Source organism: Bradyrhizobium sp. JR3.5 (assembly GCF_054057015.1).
On the sequence record NZ_JBSRYV010000002.1, the window covers coordinates 5,780,890 to 5,802,851 of the forward strand.

Below are 21,962 nucleotides of genomic sequence, written 5' to 3' on the forward strand. Positions count from 1 at the left end.
CCGGGCGTGCATTTACCGGCTTGCGAGCGGGTGACCCTCGAGGCCTGTTCCTGCCTGCGCGTGGCACGGCAAGTCTCCGACGATCATTGGTCCTTGCAAGCCCAAGCCGCATCGTCCGCACGTGGTGTGCGCCGTCCTGCGACCTCGAACCGCCCCGCGGATGCTTGACAGATACCGGCATTCGACCCAGTATGAACTATGATCCTGTATTCATGAATTAAGGTTCACTATGGCAATCGCGGCGATTCGCCTCAACCAACTCGTCGAGACCAAGGCCCGCATTCTGGATGCCGCCAGGGACGCCGTGGCGCTGAGTGGGTGGAAGGACGCCCAGATCGCCCTGATCGCCTCACGGGCCGGCGTCGCCACGGGCAGCGTGTATCGCTACTTCGACTCGAAGGCGGACCTGTACGCGCAGGTGCTCGCCCTGGTTTCCGAGCGCGAGGTGGCCGTTGTCGCCGCGATCGTCGAGGCGGAGGGATCTGCGTCCCAGTGTCTGGTGGACGCGATCTACACCTTCTCGGTCCGGGCGATGCGCGGCCGCCGTCTGGCCTATGCGTTGATCGCCGAACCCTGTGAGCCCGAGATCGATGCGGCGCGCCTGAAATACCGGGCGGCCCTGGCCGACCAGATCGCAAGGCTGGTCCGGCGCGGCATCGCCAACGGCGAGTTCGTCGATATCGATGCGAATGTCGCGGCATCCTGCGTGGCCGGCGCCTTCATGGAGGCGCTGGTCGGTCCGCTGGCGCCCGAAGCAGCCCCGGACTCCGACGCGGCAAAGGCGATCGCTCAGATGATCGCGGGGCTTTCCGCGCGCATGCTGTTTCGCCATCCCGCGCCTGAATTGACCCCCGTATCGAGAGTTTCCGCATGAATGCGCGTGTCCAGTCGGTTGCCGTCGCGGAAGCAAAATCCAGTGCGTTCGCGTCCCATGAAGTCCGCAATCAGGCGCGGCCAGCCACAGGCTTCAACGCGTTCGATGACGACCGCGCGTTGAGCGATCTGATCGCAAGGATGGTGCCATTGGCGAAGGACAGGCTTTCCGCGCTCGGAGCCCATGCCGGCAGCGAAGCTGTGCAGGAGGCCGCGCGGCTTGCCAATGAGCACGAGCCGAAGCTCTTGACCCATGACCGGTACGGCAACCGCAATGATTGGGTCGAGTTTCATCCGGCATGGCATCAATTGATGGCGCTGGCGTTCCAGAGCGAGGTCCATAGCCTGGCCTGGTCGACGTCCGAGCCACATGGCCATATGGCGCGCGCGGCGCTGAGCTATCTCTGGAATCAGATCGAGAACGGCGTCGGGTGTCCGACCGGGATGGCGTACGCCGCGATCGCCGGGTTTTCCGGCAAGCCGCAATTCAGTCTGTGGCGGGAGCGAACGCTGGCAGCGGATTACGATCCACGCCGGCTTCCGATCGAGGCCAAGCGTGCGACGGTGATCGGTTATGCGATGACCGAGAAGCAGGGCGGCTCCGATCTGCGTGAGACCCAGACCACCGCGCGCTTCGTCGAGCGCGGCGCGCATGGCGAGATCTATGCGATCACCGGCCACAAATGGTTCTTCTCGGTGCCGGTCGCCGATGGATTCTACACGCTGGCCCGCACCCAATCCGGCGTCAGTTGCCTGTTCGTGCCGCGCCTGTTGCCGGACGGCAGCGCCAACCGCATCCACATTCAGCGCCTGAAGGACAAGTGCGGCAACCGCTCGAACGCGTCGAGCGAGATCGAGTATCACGATACGTGGTCGATCCTGGTCGGTGAAGAAGGCCGCGGCATCGCGGAAATCCTTTCGCATGCTCATTTGACGCGGCTGGATTTCGCGGTCGGTTCCGCCGGGCTGATGCGGCAGGCGTTGAGCCTGGCACTGAACCACGCGCAAACGCGAACCGCGTTCGGCAAGCCGATGGCCGAGCTCCCGATGCAGCGCAATGTGCTCGCCGACCTCGCACTCGAGAGCGAGGCGGCGATGCTGGGCGCATTTCGCGTCGCGCGTGCGACCGATGGCCTGCAGACAAGCGAGCACGAGCGGCTGCTGGCGCGGGTCGCCACTCCCGTGGTGAAGTTCTGGAATTGCCAGCGCGCGCCGGCTTTCACCTATGAGTGTCTGCAGGTGCACGGCGGCAACGGCTTCATCATGGAAAATGCGATGGCGCGGCTCTATCGCGAGGCGCCGTTGAACTCGATCTGGGAAGGCACCTCCAACATGATGTGCATGGACGTGCTGCGGGCCATGCAACGGGATGCAAATTGCCGGGACGCGTTCGTCGACGAACTGCGTGCGAGCAGGGGCCTCAATGCGGTCTATGACCGGTGCACGGACGACCTCGCGGATCGCTTGCTGGCACGATATCCGGACGACGGGCATGCGCGGGCGCTGGTCACCCGCATGGCGCATGCGTTGCAGGCGGCCGAGATGTTAAGGCACGGCGATGCCACTGCGGCCGATCTCTTCGTGCAATCCAGGCTTAGCGCGGACGGGATGCATGTGTTCGGCGCGCTTCAGTCGTCGGAAGGCCTTGGCAAGGTCGTCGAACGCGCCTCCGTCATCCGTCATTAAGGGTTCCTGTCATATGCGTCAGACCGAAGCTTGTGCCGTCAACGATGTCAGGGCCATCGTCGGAGAAGAGGAGTGGGCAACCCGGGTCGATCTCGCGGCGTGCTACCGCCTGGTCGCGCTCTATGGAATGACCGACCTGATCTACAACCACATCAGCGCGCAGCTCCCGGGACATGACGATCGGTATCTGATTAATCCGTACGGCATGCTCTACGAGGAGATCACGGCGTCGAGCCTCGTCAAGATCGACATCGAGGGCCGGACCTTGCTGCAGCCCGACCACGGCTACAACGTCAACGTGGCCGGCTTCTATCTGCATGCCCCGATCCATCGCGCACGGCCCGACGTGAAATGCGTTCTGCATACCCACACCCGGGCAGGGACCGCGGTCAGCACGCTTGCCGAAGGGCTGCTTCCGCTGTCGCAGACGGCGATGCGGTTTCACGGGCGGATCGGCTATCACGACTTCGAGGGGCCGGCGATCGATCGCGACGAATGCGACCGCGTCGTCACCGATCTCGGCCGCAACAACGCGCTGGTGTTGCGCAATCATGGCCTCCTGGTCTGCGGCAACACCATTCCGCAGGCGTTCAATGCGATCTACTGGCTGGAGCAGGCCTGCCGGATCCAGGTCGATGCGCTCGGCTGCGGCCGGCCGCTGCACGCGCCGAGCGAGCTGGCGATCGGCAACACGGTGACCTGCTTTGCCGGCACCGAGATCACGCTCGACAATGAGCGAGACACCAATCCGGTGCTGAATGAGGCGCGCGCAAAACCTGCAGGCCGGTTACGGGCTGCTGGAATGGCCGGCGCTGCGACGCAGGCTCGACCGCATCGACGGGAGCTACGCGCAATGAGCAGGTCGCCGGCGGCGTTGCGGATCGGCTTCATCGGTACCGGCCGCGTGGCGCAGACGCTCGCACCGGCATTCGCCCGCGCGGATCTGAACGTCGCGGCCTTTCACAACCGCGGTCTCGATGCCGCGCAGCGTCTCGGATCCCGCGTCCCGTCGGCACGGCCGATGGCCGACGCGCAACAGGTCGTGGATTTCTGCGACATGGTTTTCCTCACCGTGAGCGACGACGCGATCCTGCCGGTCTGCCGCGGTCTGCGCTGGGAGCCGCGTCACCGCGTGGTCCATTGCAGCGGCGCGACCGAACTGGCGGCGCTCGATCATGCGCGGTCCGCGGGCGCCGCAACCGGCGGGTTTCATCCAATGCAGATGTTTGCAAATCCCGACGTCGCGCTTGAAGGGCTGCGCGGATGCACCGTCGGCATCGAGGCGCAAGGCGACTTCCGGCACGACCTTGAACGGCTCGCCACCAGCATCGGCTGCGAGCCGCTGGCGCTGCCGGCCGGCGTGCGGGCGCTCTATCATGCCTCGGCCTACTATGTCGGTCCGTTCCTGATCTCGCTGCTCAAGGAAGGCGTCGAGCTCTGGAAGAGCTTTGGTGCCAGCGAGGCCGACGCGCTGCGCGCCATGATGCCGCTGCTGCGGGGCACCGTCGCGGCCGTTCTCGACGGTGGCCTCGCCAACGGCATGGGTGGCTGCGTGGCGCGCGGCGACGTTGGAACGATCGTCAAGCACCTGCGGGCCCTGGACGAGCGCTTTCCCGCCTCGGGCGCGTTGTACCGCGAACTGGCTCTGCGCAACGTCCCGCTCGGGATCGAGCGTGGCACACTCAGCGCTTCGCGCGCCGCAGAGATCGAGCAGCTGCTGTTGCGAACCCGGCAAGAGCAGGCGGCATCCTGATCCAAGAAAAAAGGGCCCCGGTTCGCCGAACCGGGGCCCTTCAATTTTCTGCTCTCCGCTCGCATGGAGCGTCAGGCGGCGGTGGAAGCCTTCGCTTGCTGCTTGGCAGCGGCGGCCTCAGCCTCGTCGCGGCGGATCTCCGAGAGCTTCTTCTGGACCTGCTCGGCGAAGATGTACTGCGCCGGACGCTGCTTCGACATGTCGATCTCCGGCGCCATCGGGCCAGTGGTCTTGATGCCGCGCAGCGCGACCCACATCGCCTTCAGCGGATTGTTGATCGCAGCGGTCGCCGCGGTCGGCTCGTAACCGCAATGGGCCATGCAGTCGGCGCACTTCTCGTACTTGCCGGTGCCGTAGGTCTCCCAATCGGTGGTGTCCATCAGCTCCTTGAAGGTCTTGGCGTAGCCTTCACCGAGCAGATAGCAGGGCTTCTGCCAGCCGAAGATGTTGCGCGCCGGCATGCCCCAGGGCGTGCACTCGTATTCCTGGTTGCCGGCGAGGAAGTCGAGGAACAGACCGGAATGCATGAAATTCCACTTCTTGCCCTTGCCGAGCGCAAAGACGTCGCGGAACAGCTTCTTGGTCTTGGTACGGTTGAGGAAGTGCTCCTGGTCGGGCGCGCGCTCATAGGCATAACCCGGCGACATCGAGACGCCGACGCCGAGCTCGGTGGTGAAGTCGAGGAATTTGGCGATCTCCTCGGCCGGATGGCCGTCGAAGATCGTGGCGTTGACGTTGACCGTGAAGCCGCGGGCCTTCGCCGCCTTGATCGCGGAGACGGCGCGATCGAACACGCCCTTCTGCGACACCGCCTTGTCGTGATGGTCCTTCAGGCCGTCGAGATGCACCGAGAAGAACAAATAGGGCGACGGCTCGAACAGATCGAGCTTCTTCTCGAGCAGCAGCGCATTGGTGCACAGCGAGACGAACTTCTTGCGCGCCACGAGGCCGCGCACGATCTCGCCGATCTCCTTGTGGATCAGCGGCTCGCCGCCCGGGATCGCCACCATCGGTGCGCCGCATTCGTCGGCCGCGTCCCAGCATTCCTGCGCGGTCATGCGGCGATTGAGGATCGCATCGGGATAATCGATCTTGCCGCAGCCAACGCAGGCGAGGTTGCAACGGAACAGCGGTTCCAGCATCAGCACGAGCGGATAGCGTTTGCGGCCAAGCAGCTTCTGCTTGATCAGATAACCGCCGATACGCATTTCCTTGAAGAACGGTATAGCCATTAGACGATTTTCTTTCTGCACTTATCAAAGGGAAGTGGGTTCAGATCAGCCCGCAGTCAGTTCGGCCGGCAGCCGGAATTCGATATTTTCTTCTCGGCCCGGAACGACCGAGACCGACACCGGTCCGATGCGCCGCAGGGCCTCGATGACATCGTCGACCAAAACCTCAGGTGCCGATGCACCCGCCGTAATGCCGACGGCCTTCGCATCCTTCAGCCAATCCGGGTTGAGCTCGCTCCCATCGGCAATGAGATAACTCGCGACACCAACCTCGGTGCCGATCTCACGAAGCCTGTTCGAGTTGGAACTATTGGCGGCCCCCACCACCAAAATGACGTCCACCAGCTTACTTAGGTCCCTTACCGCAGATTGGCGGTTCTGTGTCGCATAGCAGATATCCCTGATGTCCGGGCCTTGAATATCTGTAAATTTTGCCTGAAGGGCCGCGATGATGTCCCTCGTGTCGTCCACGGACAGGGTGGTCTGGGTGATATAGGCGACCGGGGCATCGGTCGGCAGCCGCAATTCCGCCACATCCTGAACGCTCTGGACCAGCAGGACCGGCCCCGGAACCTGCCCCATGGTTCCCTCGACCTCGGGATGGCCGGCATGCCCGATCAGGATCAGGGCGCGGCCCCTCGAGATATAGCGCTTACCCTGGTTGTGGACCTTGGTGACGAGCGGGCAGGTGGCATTGAGCACCGGCAGGTCGCGGGCCTCCGCCTCCTCCTCGACGCTCCTGGCGACGCCATGGGCACTGAAGACGGTCACCGCCTTGGCCGGCACTTCCGACAGGTCCTCGACGAAGATCGCGCCCTTCTTCTTCAGGCTTTCAACCACGTATTTGTTGTGCACGATCTCGTGGCGGACATAGACCGGCGGGCCATACTTCTGCAGCGCGCGTTCGACGATTTCGATCGCGCGCACAACGCCCGCGCAAAAGCCGCGCGGCTGGGCAAGAAACACTTCCATAGGTCGTCCGTTACGCAAATTGCACCAATCTCATTCCATGCCCTGCGGCCATTTCGGCAACGCACTCCGCCCGGGCGGACGCCGCAACTTCAGTTGCAATGTCCGCACCATCTCAGGTCCTGCACGTGATCCGCGCCCTCAAGGGCATGGAAATACAGGGATTTGTGGCAAAAAGGTAGCGCTTCGAGCGGATGAGTAGCCAGTCAAGTGAGGCGATTGAGGTAATATAGTGTGGATTTCAGGTCCTGCGCCCCTCGGTCTCCCTCACTTGTTCGTCACTTTATCGCCCACTCCCGCGGTCTATACCGGCGACTCGTGGCCGTTCCTGTGCTTTGGAACCTCCTCACCATCTCGTCGAGGAAGATAACCAAAACAACATTAGATCGGTCCCGGGAACTCCGCTACAGAGCGGGCGTTTTCGGCCATGCTTCCCAGAGATTAGAAAGAAACGAAGTGCTGACAAATATTGTCGTCTCCGTTGTTAGAACCTGTACGCGTTTTGCCCTTCCGGTTGTCATTCTCTCGGTGCTGCTGTCGATCGGCGCCGGCTTCTATACGGCCCGCAACTTCTCGATCAACACCGACATCAACAAGCTGATCTCGCCGGATCTGGATTGGCGCAAGCGCGACAACCAGTTCGAGGAAGCCTTTGATCGCGAGCGGCTGATCCTGGCTGTCGTCGAGGCGGCGACGCCCGAGCTGACCAGCTCGGCGGCGAAGGCGCTCACCGCGAAGCTGCAAGCCGACAAGAAGAACTTCGAGGCGATCACCGCGCTTGGCTCCGGCGAATTCTTCGAGAAGAACGGCTTGCTGTTCCTGCCGACCGAAGAGGTCGGCAAGGTCACGGGCCAGCTCGAATCGGCCGCGCCGCTGATCGAGATCATGGCCGGCGACCCTTCAATTCGCGGGCTGACCGGAGCGCTCGAGACCGGCCTTGCCGGCGTCAAGCGCGGACAGGTCAAGCTCGACAACGCCGCTCCGCCCTTCAACCTGATCTCCGAGACCGTCGAGACCGTCCTCGCCAAGGGCAATGTGACCTTCTCCTGGCGTGAGCTCACCAGCGACAAGCCGCTGACCGATTCGGACAAGCGCGCCTTCATCGAGATCAAGCCGATCATCGACTATTCGGCGCTGGAGCCGGGCAAGGACGCAACCGACGCGATCCGCCAGGCGGCGGCCGACCTGAAATTCCCGACCGAGTATCACGCGCGCGTCCGCCTGACCGGACCCGTGCCGATCGCCAACGAAGAATACGCCACCGTGCAGGACGGCGCGATCCGCAACGGCATCGGCACCGTGGTGATCGTGCTGATCATCCTCTGGCTGGCGCTGCATTCCGGCAAGATCATCTTCGCGGTGTTCGTGAACCTGTTCATCGGTCTTGCCATCACCACGGCGGTCGGCCTGATGATGGTCGGGTCGCTGAACCTGCTCTCGATCGCCTTCGCGGTGCTGTTCGTTGGCCTCGGCGTCGACTTCGGCATCCAGTTCAGCGTCCGCTACCGCTCCGAGCGCTACAAGAACGACAACCTGACGCTGGCGCTGGAAAACGCCGCGCGCCGCTCGGCGGTGCCGCTGTCGCTCGCGGCGATGGCGACCGCGGCCGGCTTCCTGTGCTTCCTGCCGACCGACTACAAGGGCATCTCCGAACTCGGCAAGATCGCCGGCGCCGGCATGCTGGTGGCCTTCATCACCAGCATCACGGTGTTGCCGGCGCTGCTCGACCTGCTCAATCCGCCTGGAGAGAAGGAGCCGGTCGGCTACGCCTTCCTGGCGCCGCTCGATCACTTCCTCGAAAAGCATCGCGTCCCGATCATCGTCGGCACGATCCTGGTCACGGTCGCGGGCCTGCCGCTGCTGCACTACATGAAGTTCGACTTCAACCCGATCAATCTGCGCAACAAGCACGCGGAATCGATCGCGACCTTCCTCGACCTGAGAAACGATCCGAACACCGGTGCCAACGCCATCAACGTGATGACGCGCTCGGAGGCCGACGCCAAGAAGATCGAGGCCAAGCTCGAGAAGCTGCCGGAAGTGTCGCGCGTGATGTCGCTCGACAGCTTCGTGCCTGATGATCAGCCGGCCAAGCTGAAGCTGATCGCGCAGGCGGCCAAGACGCTCGGCCCCGCGCTCAACCCCGACTCGGTCGATCCGGCGCCGTCGGATCAGGAGAATGTCGAGTCGCTGAAGAGCTCGGTCGACAGCCTGCGCAGGACCGCGGGCGACGGCAAGGGGGCGGGCGCGGTTGCCGCGCGCCGGCTCGCCGACGCCCTGCAGAAGCTGGCCGATTCGAACCAGTCCATCCGTGACAAGGCCCAGGACGTCTTCGTCGCGCCGATGAAGATCGTGTTCGATCAGCTCCGCAACACGCTGCAGGCCCAGACCGTCACGCTGCAGAACCTGCCGCCGGAACTGGTCGAGAGCTGGAGGACCAAGGACGGCCTGATGCGTGTCGAGGTCGAGCCGAAGGGCGATCCGAACGACAACGACAATCTGCGCCGTTTTGCCGACGCCGTGCTCGCCGCCGAGCCGACCGCGATCGGCGGGCCGGTCTCGATCCTGAAGTCGGGCGATGTCATCGTGAATGCGTTCATCCACGCCGGCATCCTGGCGCTGGTCACGATCGGCCTGCTGCTGTGGCTGACGCTGCGCCGCGTCGTCGACGTGCTGATGACGCTGGTGCCGCTCCTGGTCGCCGGCATCGTCACGCTGGAGATCTGCGTGCTGATCGGACTGCCGCTCAACTTCGCCAACATCGTCGCGCTGCCGCTGCTGCTCGGCGTCGGCGTCGCGTTCAAGATCTACTATGTCACGGCATGGCGGCAGGGCAGGACAAACCTGCTGCAGTCGAGCCTGACGCGTGCGATCTTTTTCAGCGCGCTGACCACGGCGACCGCGTTCGGCAGCCTGTGGCTGTCCAGCCATCCCGGCACCGCGAGCATGGGCAAGCTGCTCGCGCTCTCGCTCGTCACTACGCTCGCGGCAGTGTTGTTGTTCCAGCCGGCGCTGATGGGCAAGCCGCGCGAGGCCCTCAAGGAGGAGGATATCGCCAACGACGTCACCTGACGCGTTCGCGGTCCGCTTTCGATCCGATTTGGCGGCAGCCGCCGCTAAGCCGCGATGTCAGCGGGCGATGTTGCCCGCTCGCTTCCCTCAATGCGTCGGTCGCGCGATGTCGGGGAGCAGGCAGATATCGCCCACGACGTCAGCAGACGCATTGGCGCTGCCTGGGGCAGTGGCTGCCTGCTTTTGACCCGGCTTGGTGGCAGGCGCCACGGCGCCGGTGGTCTTCTGCGGCGCCGCCGATTTGGGCAGGGCTCCCTTCGCTGCAGGGCTGCCCGCGGCAGGCGGGTTGCCGGCGACGCTGACCGGGATCGGCGGACCAACGCGAGTCCAGGTCTCGCCACCACACAGGAAGCCGAGCACGCAGCCCTGGATCTCGAGCTGATCGGTGCCGACGGGCTTGATGGTCGAGCTGTAGAGCTGGCCGTCCTTCGCATTGTAGACTTGGCCTTCCCACGCATCGGTGCCGGCCTTCTTCTTCATGTCGATCAGGATCGGCATGCCAAGCGTCGGCCTGCTTTGCTTCGCGGGATCAGGATTGTTCTTATCCTTGCCGCCGGGGGTTTTTTCCCAGGACACCGCACCCCACATGCTGCCATTACACTGGGCGACGCGGATGGTGGCGACACCGTCGGCGACCTTCCAGTCGCCGGTCGGGTCCGCTGCAAGCGCCGGCGATAATACGGTGGCCAAAAATAAACCTGAAAAGGCTATTGTACGCGCGAAAGTTCTTGGGCAGTGCAACATGGTCCAAACCTGTGCTTAACTAGACGATCCGAGCGGGGGTCAAAACGCCGCTAGCGAGCGTTTTAAGTTGACGAGATGGCCATCAACCGACGTATGTAACGAATGGTAAGTTCCAATTTAGACGTTTCCGAGATTTTTGTGGAGCGCGAGGGGCAGCGCGGTGCCATGCACACGCGTCACCTCAACGAGCAGCTCGTTCGCGTCCTCAAGACCATCGGCTATGACGTCGGCTTCCAGAAGGGGCAAGGCCAATACCTCTTCGATCGTCAGGGGGCTCGTTACCTCGATCTATTGAGCGGATTTGGCGTTTTTGCGATTGGTCGCAATCATCCGGACCTGCGCAAGGCGCTGAAGAGCGTGCTCGACGCCGATCTGCCGAATCTGGTGCAGCTCGACGTCTCTACGCTCGCCGGCGTGCTCGCGGAACGGCTTCTGGAATATGTCCCATATCTGGACAAGGTGTTTTTCGCCAATTCCGGTGCCGAAACCGTCGAAGCAGCGATCAAGTTCGCGCGCGGCGCGACCGGCCGTCCCGGTATCGTCTATTGCGGGCATTCGTTCCACGGCCTGTCCTACGGCGCGCTGTCGCTGACCGATGATTCGAATTTCCGCAGCGGCTTCGAGCCGCTGCTGCCGGGCTGCACCCCGATCCCCTACAACGATCTCGAGGCGCTCGAAAAGGCGCTGTCGTCGCGCCAGGTCGGCGCTTTCATCGTCGAGCCGATCCAGGGCAAGGGCGTCAACATGCCCACCGACGAGTTCCTGCCCGGCGCACTGGCGCTGTGCCGCAAATACGGCACGCTGTTCATCGCCGACGAGATCCAGACGGGCATCGGCCGCACCGGCAAGTTCCTCGCGATCGAGCACTGGGGCATCGAGCCCGACATGGTGCTGCTGGCGAAGGCGCTCTCCGGCGGCCACGTGCCGATCGGCGCGCTGCTGACGCGCAAGAACATCTTCGACAAGATCTTCAACCAGATGGACCGCGCCGTCGTGCATGGCTCGACCTTCGCCAAGAACGATCTGGCGATGGCCGCCGGCATCGCCACGCTCGATGTCATCAAGGCCGAGAAGCTCGTCGAGAACGCCGCCAAGCGCGGCGCCGAGCTGCGCCTTGCCCTGACGCGCATGGTGCCGGGCTATGAGCTGATGAAGGAAGTCCGCGGCAAGGGCCTGATGATCGGCGTCGAGTTCGGTCCGCCGAAATCGCTGCGGCTCAAGGCGTCGTGGAATCTGCTGGAGACCGCCAACAAGGGTCTGTTCTGCCAGCTGATCACGGTGCCGCTGTTCAAGGATCACAAGATCCTGACCCAGGTCGCCGGCCACGGCCTTCACACCATCAAGCTGCTGCCGCCGCTCGTGATCACCGAAGAGGACTGCAGCTGGATCGAAAGATCGTTCGACGAGGTGATCGCCGGCAGCCACAAGGTGCCCGGCGCGATCTGGTCGCTCGGCAAGACGTTGGTCGACAACGCGGTGCGCAAGTCGGCGTAAACTCGTAGAGTCGCACTTTGGCCGAAGGCGTAATGCAGCCGACGAGAGACTGGCGGCGGGTTACGCGGAGCCTGTCATCGGGCCGCGCTTTGCGCGGACCCGTTGGCTAATAACCCGCCCTACCGATCTACAAATCACCCTTCCTTGTTCGCGTGCATCGCGCTCTCGAACTTGTCGCCGAACTCGGTCAGTTCGTCGGCGCCGAGATCGCTGACTGCCCAGTAGTTCAGGCCGCGGTCGCTCCAGCGCCGGATGTTGAAGCCCTGCAAGGTCGAGATCTTCGCGGACTTCCGTTCGGTGCTCGCGGTCTGCGCCACGAACAGGTTGATGACGTGCTGGCGCCGCTTGTAGACCACGGAGCCGATCTCGCGGGCGTTGACGTAGTCGAGCCGGCCGCCGATCAGGGTAAAGCCCTGTGCGGTGAGATCGATCACCGGCGGCGAGACGTCGAGCTTGCCGTTGAACCAGGGCTTGACCGTATGCTGATCGGTCGAGACCACGTCGATCAGGTGGCCGGCCTGCAGCGAGCGCAGATGCGCCGACACCACCTCGTTCTCGATGCGCTGCTCGTCGTCATTGCGGAGCACGATCGCGACGAGGCCCGTTGCGGCCATCGCCGACACGGCGGAGCCCATCGCGAAGCCGCGCAGCACCGAGCGCCTGGTCGGCGCCGCCTGCGGCTGCGGCAACGCCTTCTCGATCTTGCGGCGCAGCTCGAGCGGTGCCTTGTAGCGCACATCGCTCTCGGCGATCGCCTGGCGGATCTCCTGATATTCCTTCATCAGGGCGGCGCAATGCGCGCAACCCTCGATATGGGCTTCCACTTCGCGCGCATGGCCGGCATCGAGTTCGCCGTCGATCAGCGCGTGGACCAGCACTTCGGCTTCCTCGCAGTTCATTTCACTTGCTCCTGTTCCGCGAGCCAGGCCGATCGCAGCATGGCGCGGGCGCGTGCGAGGCGGGACATCACGGTGCCGACAGGCACGGCGGCGACATCGGCGATCTCGCGGTAAGAAAGATTCTGGATTTCCCTGAGCACAAAGGTCTCGCGGAATGGCTCGGCGAGCGCCGCGACCAGCTTGCGCACGGTGTCGCCGTCGAAGCGACGCAGCAGCTGCTTTTCCGGTGTCTCCGGCGCCTCGTTCCACAGCGGGGCCTGATCGCCACCCTCGGGCAGCTCCTCGACCGCGGTGGGGGCGGTCTTGCGGCGTGCATATTCGGCGCGGCAGACATTGCGCAGGATCGCAAACAGCCACGGCTTCATCGCAGGTCCACGGTAGCTGTCGAAATGCTTGTAGGCGCGCAGATAGCATTCCTGCACCGCATCTTCGGCGTCGGCCGCATCGCGCAACAAATAGCGTGCCAGGGTATAGGCGTCGTCAAGGTACGGCAGCGCGGCTTCGCGGAAGCGCCGCGCTTTTTCGGGATCGTCTTGCGACGCTTTGACAACCATCGTGTCCTGCCCGGCATGTCGAGAGACGGCTTGTGCCCGGCCGGGGGCGGAGGGCCACCGGCCGGGCATCGCTGTGATTGTATGGGTGGTCACGTTACCCAACCTTGATACTGCCTGTCATGTGCGGATGCAGCGAGCAGAAATACTTGTACTCGCCGGGCTCCGTGAAGGTGAACGAGAAGGTGCCGTCGGTATCCATGGTCTTGGAGCGGAATTTGCCCGCACACACCACGGTGTGCGGGATGTCGTCGCGGTTGGTCCAGGTCACGGTGGTGCCGACCTTTACCTCGAGCGGGTTCGGCGCGAACGAGAAGTTGTCGATGTGGACCGCGACGTCTTCGGCGCGGGCCGCCGTGACAGGAAGCAGCATGGTCGCGACCACGGCTATACCGAAATCGCGTCGATTGATCGAACTCATCGGTCTCTTCCCTTAGCCTTGTGCCTCAGCCCTGCAGCGGTGTGTCGATGATCGCCAGCGGCTGGCTGTTCTGCTTGAAGTTGATGCTGGCGACGCCGAGCATGCTGCGCAGCTTGGCATCCTCGACCTTCATCGGGCCGGGCGAGGGGGCGGCACCCGGCGCGGGCTGCGGGAAGGCCGTCGAACGCGCGGTGTGGAAGGTGACGTTGCCCTCGACCTTCTGCATCACCTGGTGGATGTGGCCGTTCAGCACGGTGACCGAGCCGAAGCCCTTGACGTACTCCAGTGCGCGGGCGCCGTCCTCGGTACCCCAACCCCATTGCGGATAGACCGTCCACAGCGGGATGTGGGCGAACAGCACGATTGGCGTCGACTTCGAGCGGCCCTTGAGGTCGTTCTCGAGCCATTCCAGCTGCTCGTTGCCGAGATTGCCGAGGCCGCCGCCCTTGAGGTCGACGACGTTGACGAGGCCGACGAAATGCACGCCGCCTGCGTCGAAGGAGTAGTAGCCTGGACCTTTGGTGCCCTTGCCGTAACGCTCCTTGTAGAGCTTGACCTCCTCATCGATGAAATCGTGCTCGCCCGGCACGTAATGCACGTCGAGCTTGGCCTGCGAGATGATGCGATCGGCGTCATCGAATTCGGACGCCTTCGACAGATGCGTGATGTCGCCGGTGTGGATCATAAACGACGGCTTGACCTGCATCGCCCGGACCTTGTTGATGGCCTCCTCAAGCGTGCCGATGGCATTCGGGTTGGCCGGCTTGTCGAAGCCGACATGGCTGTCGCTGATCTGCATGAAGGTCATGCCGGTGGTCGCTTCGGCTGCCGCCGCCGAGCCGACGATGCCGAGCGAATGCGGCACGCCGCCGGTAACCGTCCAGAGTACGCCGGTGCCGGCCCAGGTCATGCATTCCAGCACCTTGCGTCGGCTGACGCCCTTCTCTTCATCGTGGTGGTCGTGATCGTGTCCGCTCATGACAAGTCTCCCATGGGCCCAAGGATTGGGTTTCCGGGGAGGTGATCGGCGGGCCCAGGGGTTTATTCCCGGGGCTTTGAAGGGGGTTGAGGGCCGGGATAACGATTTCGTGAGCCGGAAAGCCGGCCGTGTCAGGGGCCATACGGCCGGCGCGACAGGTGGACGCAAGGGCAAGATGCGCCATTGAAAGTTTGGGGCCTGCAACGCTATCGACCCGGCAAACCACTGATCGGTCGGAGGAAAACATGGCAGAGGTCACCGGCGGCTGTCACTGCGGCGCGATTCGTTACGAGGTGACCGGGGAACCGGTCGTCCATGCGCTGTGTCATTGCACCGATTGCCGGCGCCATGCCGGCGCGCCGATGGTCGGCTGGGTGATGGTCGCAGAAGGCATGGTCAAGGTGACCAAGGGGCAGCCCAGCATCTACCGGTCCTCCGAGCATGGCCGGCGGCATTTCTGCGCGAACTGCGGCACCGGGCTTTTCTACACCAATGGCAACATCTTGCCCGGGTTCATCGACATCCAGAGCGGCACCTATGACGATCCCGATGCGGTGCCGGCCACCATGCATATCCAGGTCGCGGAGCGGCTGCGCTGGATGGAAGCGGCGCATGAGCTGCCGACCATCGAGCGCTTTCCGCCGCCGGTATGACGGGCGGCCGACCGGTGCAGCGGCGCTGATGCGCGCCGCAACATGGCGAGGTCCCGCAACATAGATGAACAACCGCAACAAAGCTGTCTTGCAGCCGTCAGCATAATGTCAGCGCTCCTGCATAAGAATGGCGGACTTCATTCGCCAGACCGGAGATCTTCATGAGCGACCACGCGGGCGTTGAGCATCATCACAAGGCAGCTGAGCATCACGAACACGCGGCGCGTCATCACCGCGAAGCCGCCAAGCACCACGAAGCCGGCGATCACCACAAGGCGGCGCATCACGCGCACAGCGCCCATGGTCACGCCAGCCACGCCCAGCATCACCACACCGAGGCGAGCCGGCATCACGCCGAGCACCACGGCGAACACTAATAAACGTTCCAGTACTGCGTGAGTGGCTTCCGCCGTCCCCCGCAAGGGGACGGCGATTTCTTTTGGCGGGCGTTTGGCTGGTGCTACCCGGCTTGCGCATCAAATGCCTTGAGCGCCGCAACCATCAACCCCGGCGCCTCCTGCGCGACGCAATGCCCGACGTTCTCGAACGTCCAGCGGCTGGCGTGCGGGATCAGGGCCGCGGCGCGATCGGCCATCTCCTTGTAGACCGGCCATGATTGCTGCGCCGTGGCGATGCAGACCGGGCAAGCGATATCGGAGAACCACGGGAACGGATTGCCGCGCGCATCGCCGGTGTAGATCTGCTCCATGGCCTGGAAGATCGGCCCAAGCAGCGCCGACTCGATTTCCGGCGTGCAGCGTAGCTGCATGCGGCCGTCGTCGAGCCGCGCAAAACCGTGATGGACATAGGCCCACAGCGACGGCTCGGTCCACGGCGCGAACGCCGGCGCGGCGCGCAATCGCCGGAACAGATCGTCGGCACTATCGAATTCGGCGCGGCGGCGCAGCACGCCCTGCACCGACGCGCGCGCGATCTCGCTCAGGCCGCCGGTGCGCGGCGTGCGCGGATCCATCGCGGTCGGTTCCGTCACGAACAGCCGCGCGAAGCGGTCCGGCATCAGCTTCGTTGCGAGCATCAGGTCGGTCGCGCCGGCGCTGTGACCGATGCCGTAGATGTCATGGAGATCGAGGCGTTCGACCACCATGCAGACATCGTCGGCGAAATCCTGGAAATGGTAGCGGTCGGCCGGCGGCTTGTGGCTCAGGCCATGGCCGCGGCGGTCGAGCGCATAAACGGTGTAGTCGGCGGCCAGCGCTTCCGCGACCTCGGTCCACACTTCGGCGACAAAGCCGGTGCCGTGCAGCAACAGCGCAGGCGGCTTGCCGGAGGCCGGCTCGCCCCATCGTGCCAGCGCGATCTGCGCGCCGGCATCGCCAACGAGAATGCGCTTCCGGGAGTTCATCGTCGCTCTATCGTGCATCCTGCAGGATCATCGCCGCGGCCTTCTCGGCGATCATCGCGGTCGGCGTGTTGGTGTTGCCGGAGGTGATGGTCGGCATCACGGAGGCATCCGCGATGCGCAGGCCGTTGAGGCCGTAGAAGCGCAGGCGCTCGTCGACCACGGCCATCGGATCGTTTGCCGTTCCCATCTTCGCGGTGCCGACGGGATGGAAGATCGTAGTGCCGATGTCGCCGGCGGCCTTGGCGAGCGCGGCGTCGTCATCGCCGACCGAGGGGCCGGGCAGGAATTCCTCGGGACGATATTTCTCCAGCGCCTTCTGCTTCATCAGTCTGCGCGTGGTGCGGATCGCGTCGGCCGCGACCTGGCGGTCGTCCTCGGTCGACAGGTAATTCGGCGCGATCGACGGCTTGTCGTCGGGCGCGGTCGAGCGGATCCGCACCGTGCCGCGCGAGGTCGGCTGCAGATTGCAGGCGCTCACCGTGATTGCGGGGAAGCGATGCAGCGGATCGCCGAACTTGTCGAGCGACAGCGGCTGCACATGGAACTGAATGTTGGCGCGCGAGCGCGTCGCATCCGAGCGCGCGAAGATGCCGAGCTGCGACGGCGCCATGGTCAGCGGCCCGCGGCGGCGGAAACGCGTAGTCGAGGCCCATCAGGCCGCGGCGCACGAGGTTGTAGTAGGTCTCGTTCAGCGTGCGCACGCCCGATACCTTGTAGATCGCGCGCTGCTGCAGATGGTCCTGCAGATTGTGGCCGATGCCCTGCACGTCAGCCACGATGTCGATGCCGAGCGGCGACAGCCATTCGGACGGGCCGATGCCGGAACGATGCAGCACCTGCGTGGTGCCGATCGATCCGGCGCAGAGAATCACTTCGCCTTTGGCGCGCGCTTCTACCGTCTCGTTGCCCTGACGGAACAGCACGCCGGCGGCGCGGCCGCTCTCGATGATCAGGCGGTCGACCAGCACGTCGGTCTCGAGCCTGAGGTTGCTGCGGTTCAGCACCGGCTTGAGGAAGCCGCGCGCCGACGACCAGCGCCGCCCGCGCTTCTGGTTGACGTGGAAGTAGCTGGTGCCTTCGTTGTCGCCGGTGTTGAAGTCGGGGATGCGCTTGATGCCCATCTCCTCGGCGGCATCGCCGACCGCATCGAGGATCTGCCACGACAGCCGCGGCGCCTCGATGCGCCAGCCGCCGCCTGTGCCATGATGCTCGCTCTCGCCGAGGAAGTGATCCTCCAGCCGCTTGAATGCCGGCAGCACGTCGCTGTAGCTCCAGCCGGTGAGGCCGAGCTGCCGCCAGTGATCGTAATCCGCGGCCTGGCCGCGCATCGAGATCATGGCGTTGATCGCCGACGAGCCCCCGATCACCTTGCCGCGCGGATAGGCGAGCGCGCGGCCGTTGAGGCCGGGCTCAGCCTCGGTCTTGAACATCCAGTCCGAGCGCGGATTGCCGATCGCGAAGAGATAGCCGACCGGGATGTGAAACCAGATCCAGTTATCCTTGCCGCCGGCTTCGAGCAGCAGCACGCGCTTCTTCGGATCGGCCGACAGGCGGTTGGCCATGATGCAGCCCGCCGTGCCTGCGCCGACAATAATGTAGTCGAAATCACCTTCGAGCCTTCGCGGCATGTCCTCGTTCCCGGCAAGCGTCTTTTGTTGACGTCCTTCTATAGCGTTTTCGAGCGAAGTGGAGCCCGGTTCGCGTGAAGAAAACGCGTCAATACAAGAAAATAGAACTCGGTTCTGACAGAGTCAGAATCGAGTTCTATCCAGATGCAGCCGGTCGAGACAAGCCCGGTCGACGGCGCCGGGCGTGCGCTGGATGATCAGGGACGGCTCGGATCGGCGAGCGTGACCTCGGGTCCAGGCCGCGGCACACAGACGATCAGCGTCAGCATGCCGATCGCGAGCACGGCGCCGACCAGGGCGAGCGGTGTGTAGATGCTCCCGGTCGCGACATTCATCCATCCGATCAGGGCAGGGCAGACCGCGCCGCCGAACGAGCCTATCGCGCTGATCAGCGCGATACCGCCCGCCGCGGCGCTGCCTTCCAGCATCGCGTTCGGAATGGTCCAGAACAGGGAGAGAATCGCGAAGATGCCGATCGAGGCGATGGCGAGCAGCGTCACGGTCAGCAGGATGCTGCCTTGCGCGGCCTGCAAGGCGATGAAGCATACCGCTGCGACGAGACCGCAGCAGACCACGTGCCAGCGGCGTTCCCGCGTGCGATCGGAGCTGTAGCCGATCGCGACCATGCCGATCGCCGAGGCGACCGAGATCGCGCCGCTCAGCCAGCCGATCTCGGTGGTGGTCGCCACGCCGACGCGCTTGAGCAGCGTCGGCGTCCACAGCAGGATGGTGTTGAGCGAGCAAAAGAACGCGAAATAGATGAAGGACAAGAGATAGACGCGCGGCTCGCGCAGCGCCGCCGCGAAGCTGCGCGTGGTGCCGGGAACGGCGGCGCGGTCGCGGGCGAGATCGCTTGCGACCAGCCGTCGCTCGTCGGTGCTGAGCCAGTTCGCGGCCTGTGGCCCGTCAGCGAGATAAAGATACGCGGCGACGCCGAGCAGCACGGCTGGAACGCCTTCGAGGATGAACAGCCACTGCCAGCCATGCAGGCCGTGGACGCCCTGCATGTGATCCATGATCAGGCCCGACAGCGGCCCGGCGATGACGCCGCCGAGCGGCACCGCCATCACGAACAGGCTGGTCATGCGGCCGCGCACGCGATCCGGAAACCACAGCGTCAGGTAATACAGGATGCCGGGGAAGAAGCCGCCCTCGGCGGCGCCGAGCAGGAAGCGCAGCAGATATAGGTGATACTGGTTCTGCACCAGCGCGAGCAGCACGGTCACGGTGCCCCACAGCAGCATGATCCGCAGCAGCGTCTTGCGGACGCCGACCTTGACCAGCAGCAGATTGCTCGGCACTTCGAGCGCGACATAGCCGACCGAGAAGATGCCGGCGGCCAGCCCGAACACGGCGTCATCAATGTTCAAATCGTGCAGGAATTGCAGCTTGGCAAAGCTGATGTTGAAGCGATCGATGATCGCAACCGTGTAGCACGCCAGCAGGAACGGGATCAGACGCCAGGCGATCCGTCCATAGAGCCGCGAATGGGCCGCATCCTGCATGAAGGTCTCCTCGAGGAATTTTGTTTTGGTTGTTGAGTCGAATTGGCGCCGCGAAGTAGGCGCGCCCCCTCGCCCCGTTCTTACGGGGAGAGGGTTGGGGTGAGGGGCTGTCTCCGCATAATGCAGCTGAGCCCGCAGAGGCTCCCCTTCACCCGGAACGCATCTGACGATGCGTTCCGGCCTCTCCCCGCAGGCGGGGCGAGGCGAGGTGAAGCGGAGCCCGCCGCGCGCTCTCGATCGTCCCGCTAGCTCGCCTTCGCGCTGGGAAACTCCAGCATCGCTTCGCCGGCGGCGACGGTCTCGCCGCGCTGGTTCTGCACGGCGACATCGACCAGCACCCAGCGCGACTTCGCGGTGGTCTGCTTGGCCTTGATGGTGCCGGCCGGGCGGATGGTGTCCCCGGGCTTCACCGGCTTCAGCCAGCGCGTCTCGAGCCTTCGATGGATCGCGCCGGCAGGAAGCGCCCAGTCGGTCAGCATGCGCGAGATCAGGCCGAAAATTGTTCATGCCATGCATGATGATGCCGCCGAAATTGGTCTTGCCGAAGTCGCCCTTCATGTAGTTGTCGTCGAGATGCAGCGGGTTGTGGTCGAGCGATGCATCGCAGAACAGGCGGATCGATTCGCGCGAGACGGCGAAAGCGGGGCCGTCGATGGTATCGCCGGCCTTGAGAGCATCGAAATTCGCTGAGGTCATCGTGATCCTCCTTACATTGGACGTATGGTCTGGCCGCGACCCGAGCAGATCACGTCGCCATGCTGGTTGAAGAAGACGTTGTCGTGCACCACGAACAGCCGCTCGCGCTTGATGAACTTGTCGAGCGCGCGGGCCTGCAGGGTGATGGTGTCGCCGGGACGGGCAGGGATGTTGTAGCTCCACGACTGCCCGGCATTGACGGTACCCGGCGAGCGCATCCAGTCGTCGGCCGGCGTGCAGGCGAACATCAACAGGATATGGATCGCGGGCGGCGCGATCAGCCCGCCATAAGGCCCGGCCTTCGCGGCGGTCTCGTCGAGATAGAGCGGGTTGGTCTCGCCGACCGCCCGGCAGTACAGCGCGATCGCGTCCTGCGTCAGCTTGTAGGGCAGCGTCTTGCGCGGCTCGCCGGGGACGATGTCGTCCCACACCTTGCGCAGCTTCGCGTCCTTCCAGAAATCGGTTTCGAACGGGGTGGCCGCAGAACTTTCTGCTTGCGCCATTGAGGGTCCTCCTGCTATTCAGTTCGCTAGGCGAACAGTTCATTCGCTGTGTGAATTGACGCTAGCGCGGTCGGGAGCCCCTGACAAGCGGGCACCGCCGCGTCATGTGCAGGCAGCCATGCGGGCTGCGATGTGATGAGCAGAACGACAGCCCGAACCAGATGACGTCGTGAGCAAAGAGAGTGACGGCTTCGTGCGCGCCATCGCGCGCGGTTTCTCGATCATCGAGGCGCTCGGCAAGCCGCCGGGACGGCACACGCTGGCGGAGGCCGCCGACACCGCTGGTCTCAACCGCGCCACCCGCGCGCCGCATCCTCGCGACCCTGGTGGCGCTGAAATATTGCGCCTCGGATGGACGCTATTTCAGCTTGCGGCCGCGCGCGCTCGGGCTCGGCCTGTCCTATCTCAACGCGCTGCCCTATTGGGCGCACGCGCAGCGCGCGCTGGAGAATTTGCGCAACGAGATCGGCGAGTCCTGCGCGATGGCGGTGCTCGATGAGGATGAGATCGTCTATGCGCTGCGTCTGCCGGCGCGGCGAATTCTGTCGGCCAATCTCGGCGTCGGCAGCCGGCTGCCCGCGCATCTGGTGTCGCTCGGGCGCGTCATGCTCGCGGGGCTCCCGCCTGGCACCCGCGAAGCCTATCTCGCGACCGGCGGCTTCAAGCAGGTCACGCCGCGTACCGTGACCGATCCGGAGCGTCTCGGCGAACTGCTCGTGCGGGTCGAGAGCGACGGCTACGCCTGGGTCGATGGCGAACTTGATCCCGCGATCTGCGGCATCGCGGTGCCGCTGCGCGACCCCGCCGGCGCGGTGGTCGCGGCGCTCAGCGTCAACACGATTTCCGGCACGGTCAGCGAGGCCGGCGCGCGCAAGAAATTTCTGCTGCCGCTGCGCCGCACCGCACAGGAGATCCGCAGCCAGATGCTCACGTCAGGCTAG

19 protein-coding genes and 3 pseudogenes are annotated in these 21,962 nt (G+C 64.4%); 8 read left to right on the forward strand and 14 right to left on the reverse strand.

The genetic code is table 11. From position 1 onward, the window contains the following. The first annotated feature begins 229 nt into the window (after window positions 1-229). From ACVWW1_RS44440 to ACVWW1_RS44450, 3 genes are read left to right on the forward strand one after another with little or no spacing between them, the layout of a single operon-like run. Window positions 230-874 carry a TetR/AcrR family transcriptional regulator gene (locus ACVWW1_RS44440; RefSeq protein ID WP_207836412.1) on the forward strand — a complete coding sequence of 215 codons (645 nt, stop codon included), beginning with the start codon at window positions 230-232 and terminating at the stop codon, window positions 872-874. After that, window positions 871-2,559 carry an acyl-CoA dehydrogenase family protein gene (locus ACVWW1_RS44445; RefSeq protein ID WP_456660251.1) on the forward strand — a complete coding sequence of 563 codons (1,689 nt, stop codon included), beginning with the start codon at window positions 871-873 and terminating at the stop codon, window positions 2,557-2,559. Before ACVWW1_RS44440 ends, ACVWW1_RS44445 begins: the two co-directional genes overlap by 4 nt. 13 nt (window positions 2,560-2,572) lie before the next feature. After that, window positions 2,573-4,312, forward strand: coding sequence for a DUF2520 domain-containing protein (locus ACVWW1_RS44450; RefSeq protein WP_456660252.1), 1,740 nt, complete (start codon window positions 2,573-2,575; stop codon window positions 4,310-4,312). A 71-nt stretch (window positions 4,313-4,383) separates the two neighbouring features. On the opposite strand, the gene hpnH is transcribed toward ACVWW1_RS44450, so the two are convergent. Continuing rightward, complete coding sequence (gene hpnH, locus ACVWW1_RS44455) at window positions 4,384-5,544, reverse strand: adenosyl-hopene transferase HpnH (protein ID WP_207836420.1); 1,161 nt, start codon at window positions 5,542-5,544, stop codon at window positions 4,384-4,386. 45 nt (window positions 5,545-5,589) lie between these two features. Next, window positions 5,590-6,516 carry a 4-hydroxy-3-methylbut-2-enyl diphosphate reductase gene (gene ispH / locus ACVWW1_RS44460; RefSeq protein WP_092125121.1) on the reverse strand — a complete coding sequence of 309 codons (927 nt, stop codon included), beginning with the start codon at window positions 6,514-6,516 and terminating at the stop codon, window positions 5,590-5,592. 453 nt (window positions 6,517-6,969) lie between these two features. Here ispH and hpnN point away from each other — a divergent pair, with 453 nt between their 5' ends. Then, complete coding sequence (gene hpnN / locus ACVWW1_RS44465; protein ID WP_456660253.1) at window positions 6,970-9,585, forward strand: hopanoid transporter HpnN; 2,616 nt, start codon at window positions 6,970-6,972, stop codon at window positions 9,583-9,585. 87 nt (window positions 9,586-9,672) lie between these two features. On the opposite strand, the gene ACVWW1_RS44470 is transcribed toward hpnN, so the two are convergent. Further along, window positions 9,673-10,329 (reverse strand): DUF2147 domain-containing protein, encoded by a 657-nt coding sequence (locus ACVWW1_RS44470; RefSeq protein ID WP_176532578.1) that lies wholly within the window; start codon window positions 10,327-10,329, stop codon window positions 9,673-9,675. Window positions 10,330-10,431: 102 nt separating this feature from the next. Here ACVWW1_RS44470 and hpnO point away from each other — a divergent pair, with 102 nt between their 5' ends. Then, the gene (hpnO, locus tag ACVWW1_RS44475; RefSeq protein WP_176532577.1) at window positions 10,432-11,823 is read left to right on the forward strand and encodes an aminobacteriohopanetriol synthase HpnO; all 1,392 of its coding nucleotides are present in this window, start codon (window positions 10,432-10,434) and stop codon (window positions 11,821-11,823) included. Between the two features lie 134 nt (window positions 11,824-11,957). On the opposite strand, the gene ACVWW1_RS44480 is transcribed toward hpnO, so the two are convergent. The 4 genes from ACVWW1_RS44480 to ACVWW1_RS44495 form a co-directional block, all read right to left on the reverse strand. Continuing rightward, window positions 11,958-12,722: an anti-sigma factor family protein gene (locus tag ACVWW1_RS44480; protein ID WP_456660254.1), complete on the reverse strand. Its 765-nt coding sequence runs from the start codon at window positions 12,720-12,722 to the stop codon at window positions 11,958-11,960. Beyond that, complete coding sequence (locus ACVWW1_RS44485; protein ID WP_092125126.1) at window positions 12,719-13,276, reverse strand: sigma-70 family RNA polymerase sigma factor; 558 nt, start codon at window positions 13,274-13,276, stop codon at window positions 12,719-12,721. Before ACVWW1_RS44485 ends, ACVWW1_RS44480 begins: the two co-directional genes overlap by 4 nt. A gap of 94 nt (window positions 13,277-13,370) precedes the next feature. Beyond that, window positions 13,371-13,694 carry a cupredoxin domain-containing protein gene (locus tag ACVWW1_RS44490; protein ID WP_176532575.1) on the reverse strand — a complete coding sequence of 108 codons (324 nt, stop codon included), beginning with the start codon at window positions 13,692-13,694 and terminating at the stop codon, window positions 13,371-13,373. A 25-nt stretch (window positions 13,695-13,719) separates the two neighbouring features. After that, a complete protein-coding gene (locus tag ACVWW1_RS44495) occupies window positions 13,720-14,673 on the reverse strand; it encodes a metallophosphoesterase family protein (RefSeq protein WP_176532574.1) in 954 nt (317 codons plus the stop codon). Between the two features lie 245 nt (window positions 14,674-14,918). On the opposite strand from ACVWW1_RS44495, the gene ACVWW1_RS44500 reads away from it, so the two are divergent. After that, window positions 14,919-15,326 carry a GFA family protein gene (locus ACVWW1_RS44500; RefSeq protein ID WP_456660255.1) on the forward strand — a complete coding sequence of 136 codons (408 nt, stop codon included), beginning with the start codon at window positions 14,919-14,921 and terminating at the stop codon, window positions 15,324-15,326. Window positions 15,327-15,463: 137 nt separating this feature from the next. On the opposite strand, the gene ACVWW1_RS44505 is transcribed toward ACVWW1_RS44500, so the two are convergent. The 7 genes and pseudogenes from ACVWW1_RS44505 to ACVWW1_RS44535 all read right to left on the reverse strand — a co-directional run bounded on the left by ACVWW1_RS44505 (window position 15,464) and on the right by ACVWW1_RS44535 (window position 21,021). After that, a complete protein-coding gene (locus ACVWW1_RS44505; RefSeq protein ID WP_456660256.1) occupies window positions 15,464-15,700 on the reverse strand; it encodes a hypothetical protein in 237 nt (78 codons plus the stop codon). A gap of 86 nt (window positions 15,701-15,786) precedes the next feature. Next, window positions 15,787-16,689, reverse strand: coding sequence for an alpha/beta fold hydrolase (locus ACVWW1_RS44510; protein ID WP_456660257.1), 903 nt, complete (start codon window positions 16,687-16,689; stop codon window positions 15,787-15,789). A gap of 7 nt (window positions 16,690-16,696) precedes the next feature. Continuing rightward, window positions 16,697-18,317: pseudogene (locus ACVWW1_RS44515) on the reverse strand (GMC family oxidoreductase). A gap of 197 nt (window positions 18,318-18,514) precedes the next feature. Further along, complete coding sequence (locus ACVWW1_RS44520; RefSeq protein ID WP_456660814.1) at window positions 18,515-19,822, reverse strand: MFS transporter; 1,308 nt, start codon at window positions 19,820-19,822, stop codon at window positions 18,515-18,517. 245 nt (window positions 19,823-20,067) lie between these two features. After that, on the reverse strand, window positions 20,068-20,301 hold the full coding sequence (locus ACVWW1_RS44525; protein WP_456660867.1) for a MaoC family dehydratase: 234 nt from the start codon (window positions 20,299-20,301) through the stop codon (window positions 20,068-20,070). 85 nt (window positions 20,302-20,386) lie between these two features. After that, window positions 20,387-20,518, reverse strand: a pseudogene (locus ACVWW1_RS44530) (MaoC family dehydratase); the annotation flags it as partial. Window positions 20,519-20,529: 11 nt separating this feature from the next. Continuing rightward, window positions 20,530-21,021, reverse strand: a complete 492-nt coding sequence (locus ACVWW1_RS44535; protein ID WP_456660258.1) for a MaoC family dehydratase — start codon at window positions 21,019-21,021, stop codon at window positions 20,530-20,532. Window positions 21,022-21,214: 193 nt separating this feature from the next. Here ACVWW1_RS44535 and ACVWW1_RS44540 point away from each other — a divergent pair. After that, window positions 21,215-21,274, forward strand: a pseudogene (locus ACVWW1_RS44540) (hypothetical protein); the annotation flags it as partial. 73 nt (window positions 21,275-21,347) lie between these two features. Continuing rightward, window positions 21,348-21,962: an IclR family transcriptional regulator domain-containing protein gene (locus tag ACVWW1_RS44545; protein ID WP_456660259.1), complete on the forward strand. Its 615-nt coding sequence runs from the start codon at window positions 21,348-21,350 to the stop codon at window positions 21,960-21,962.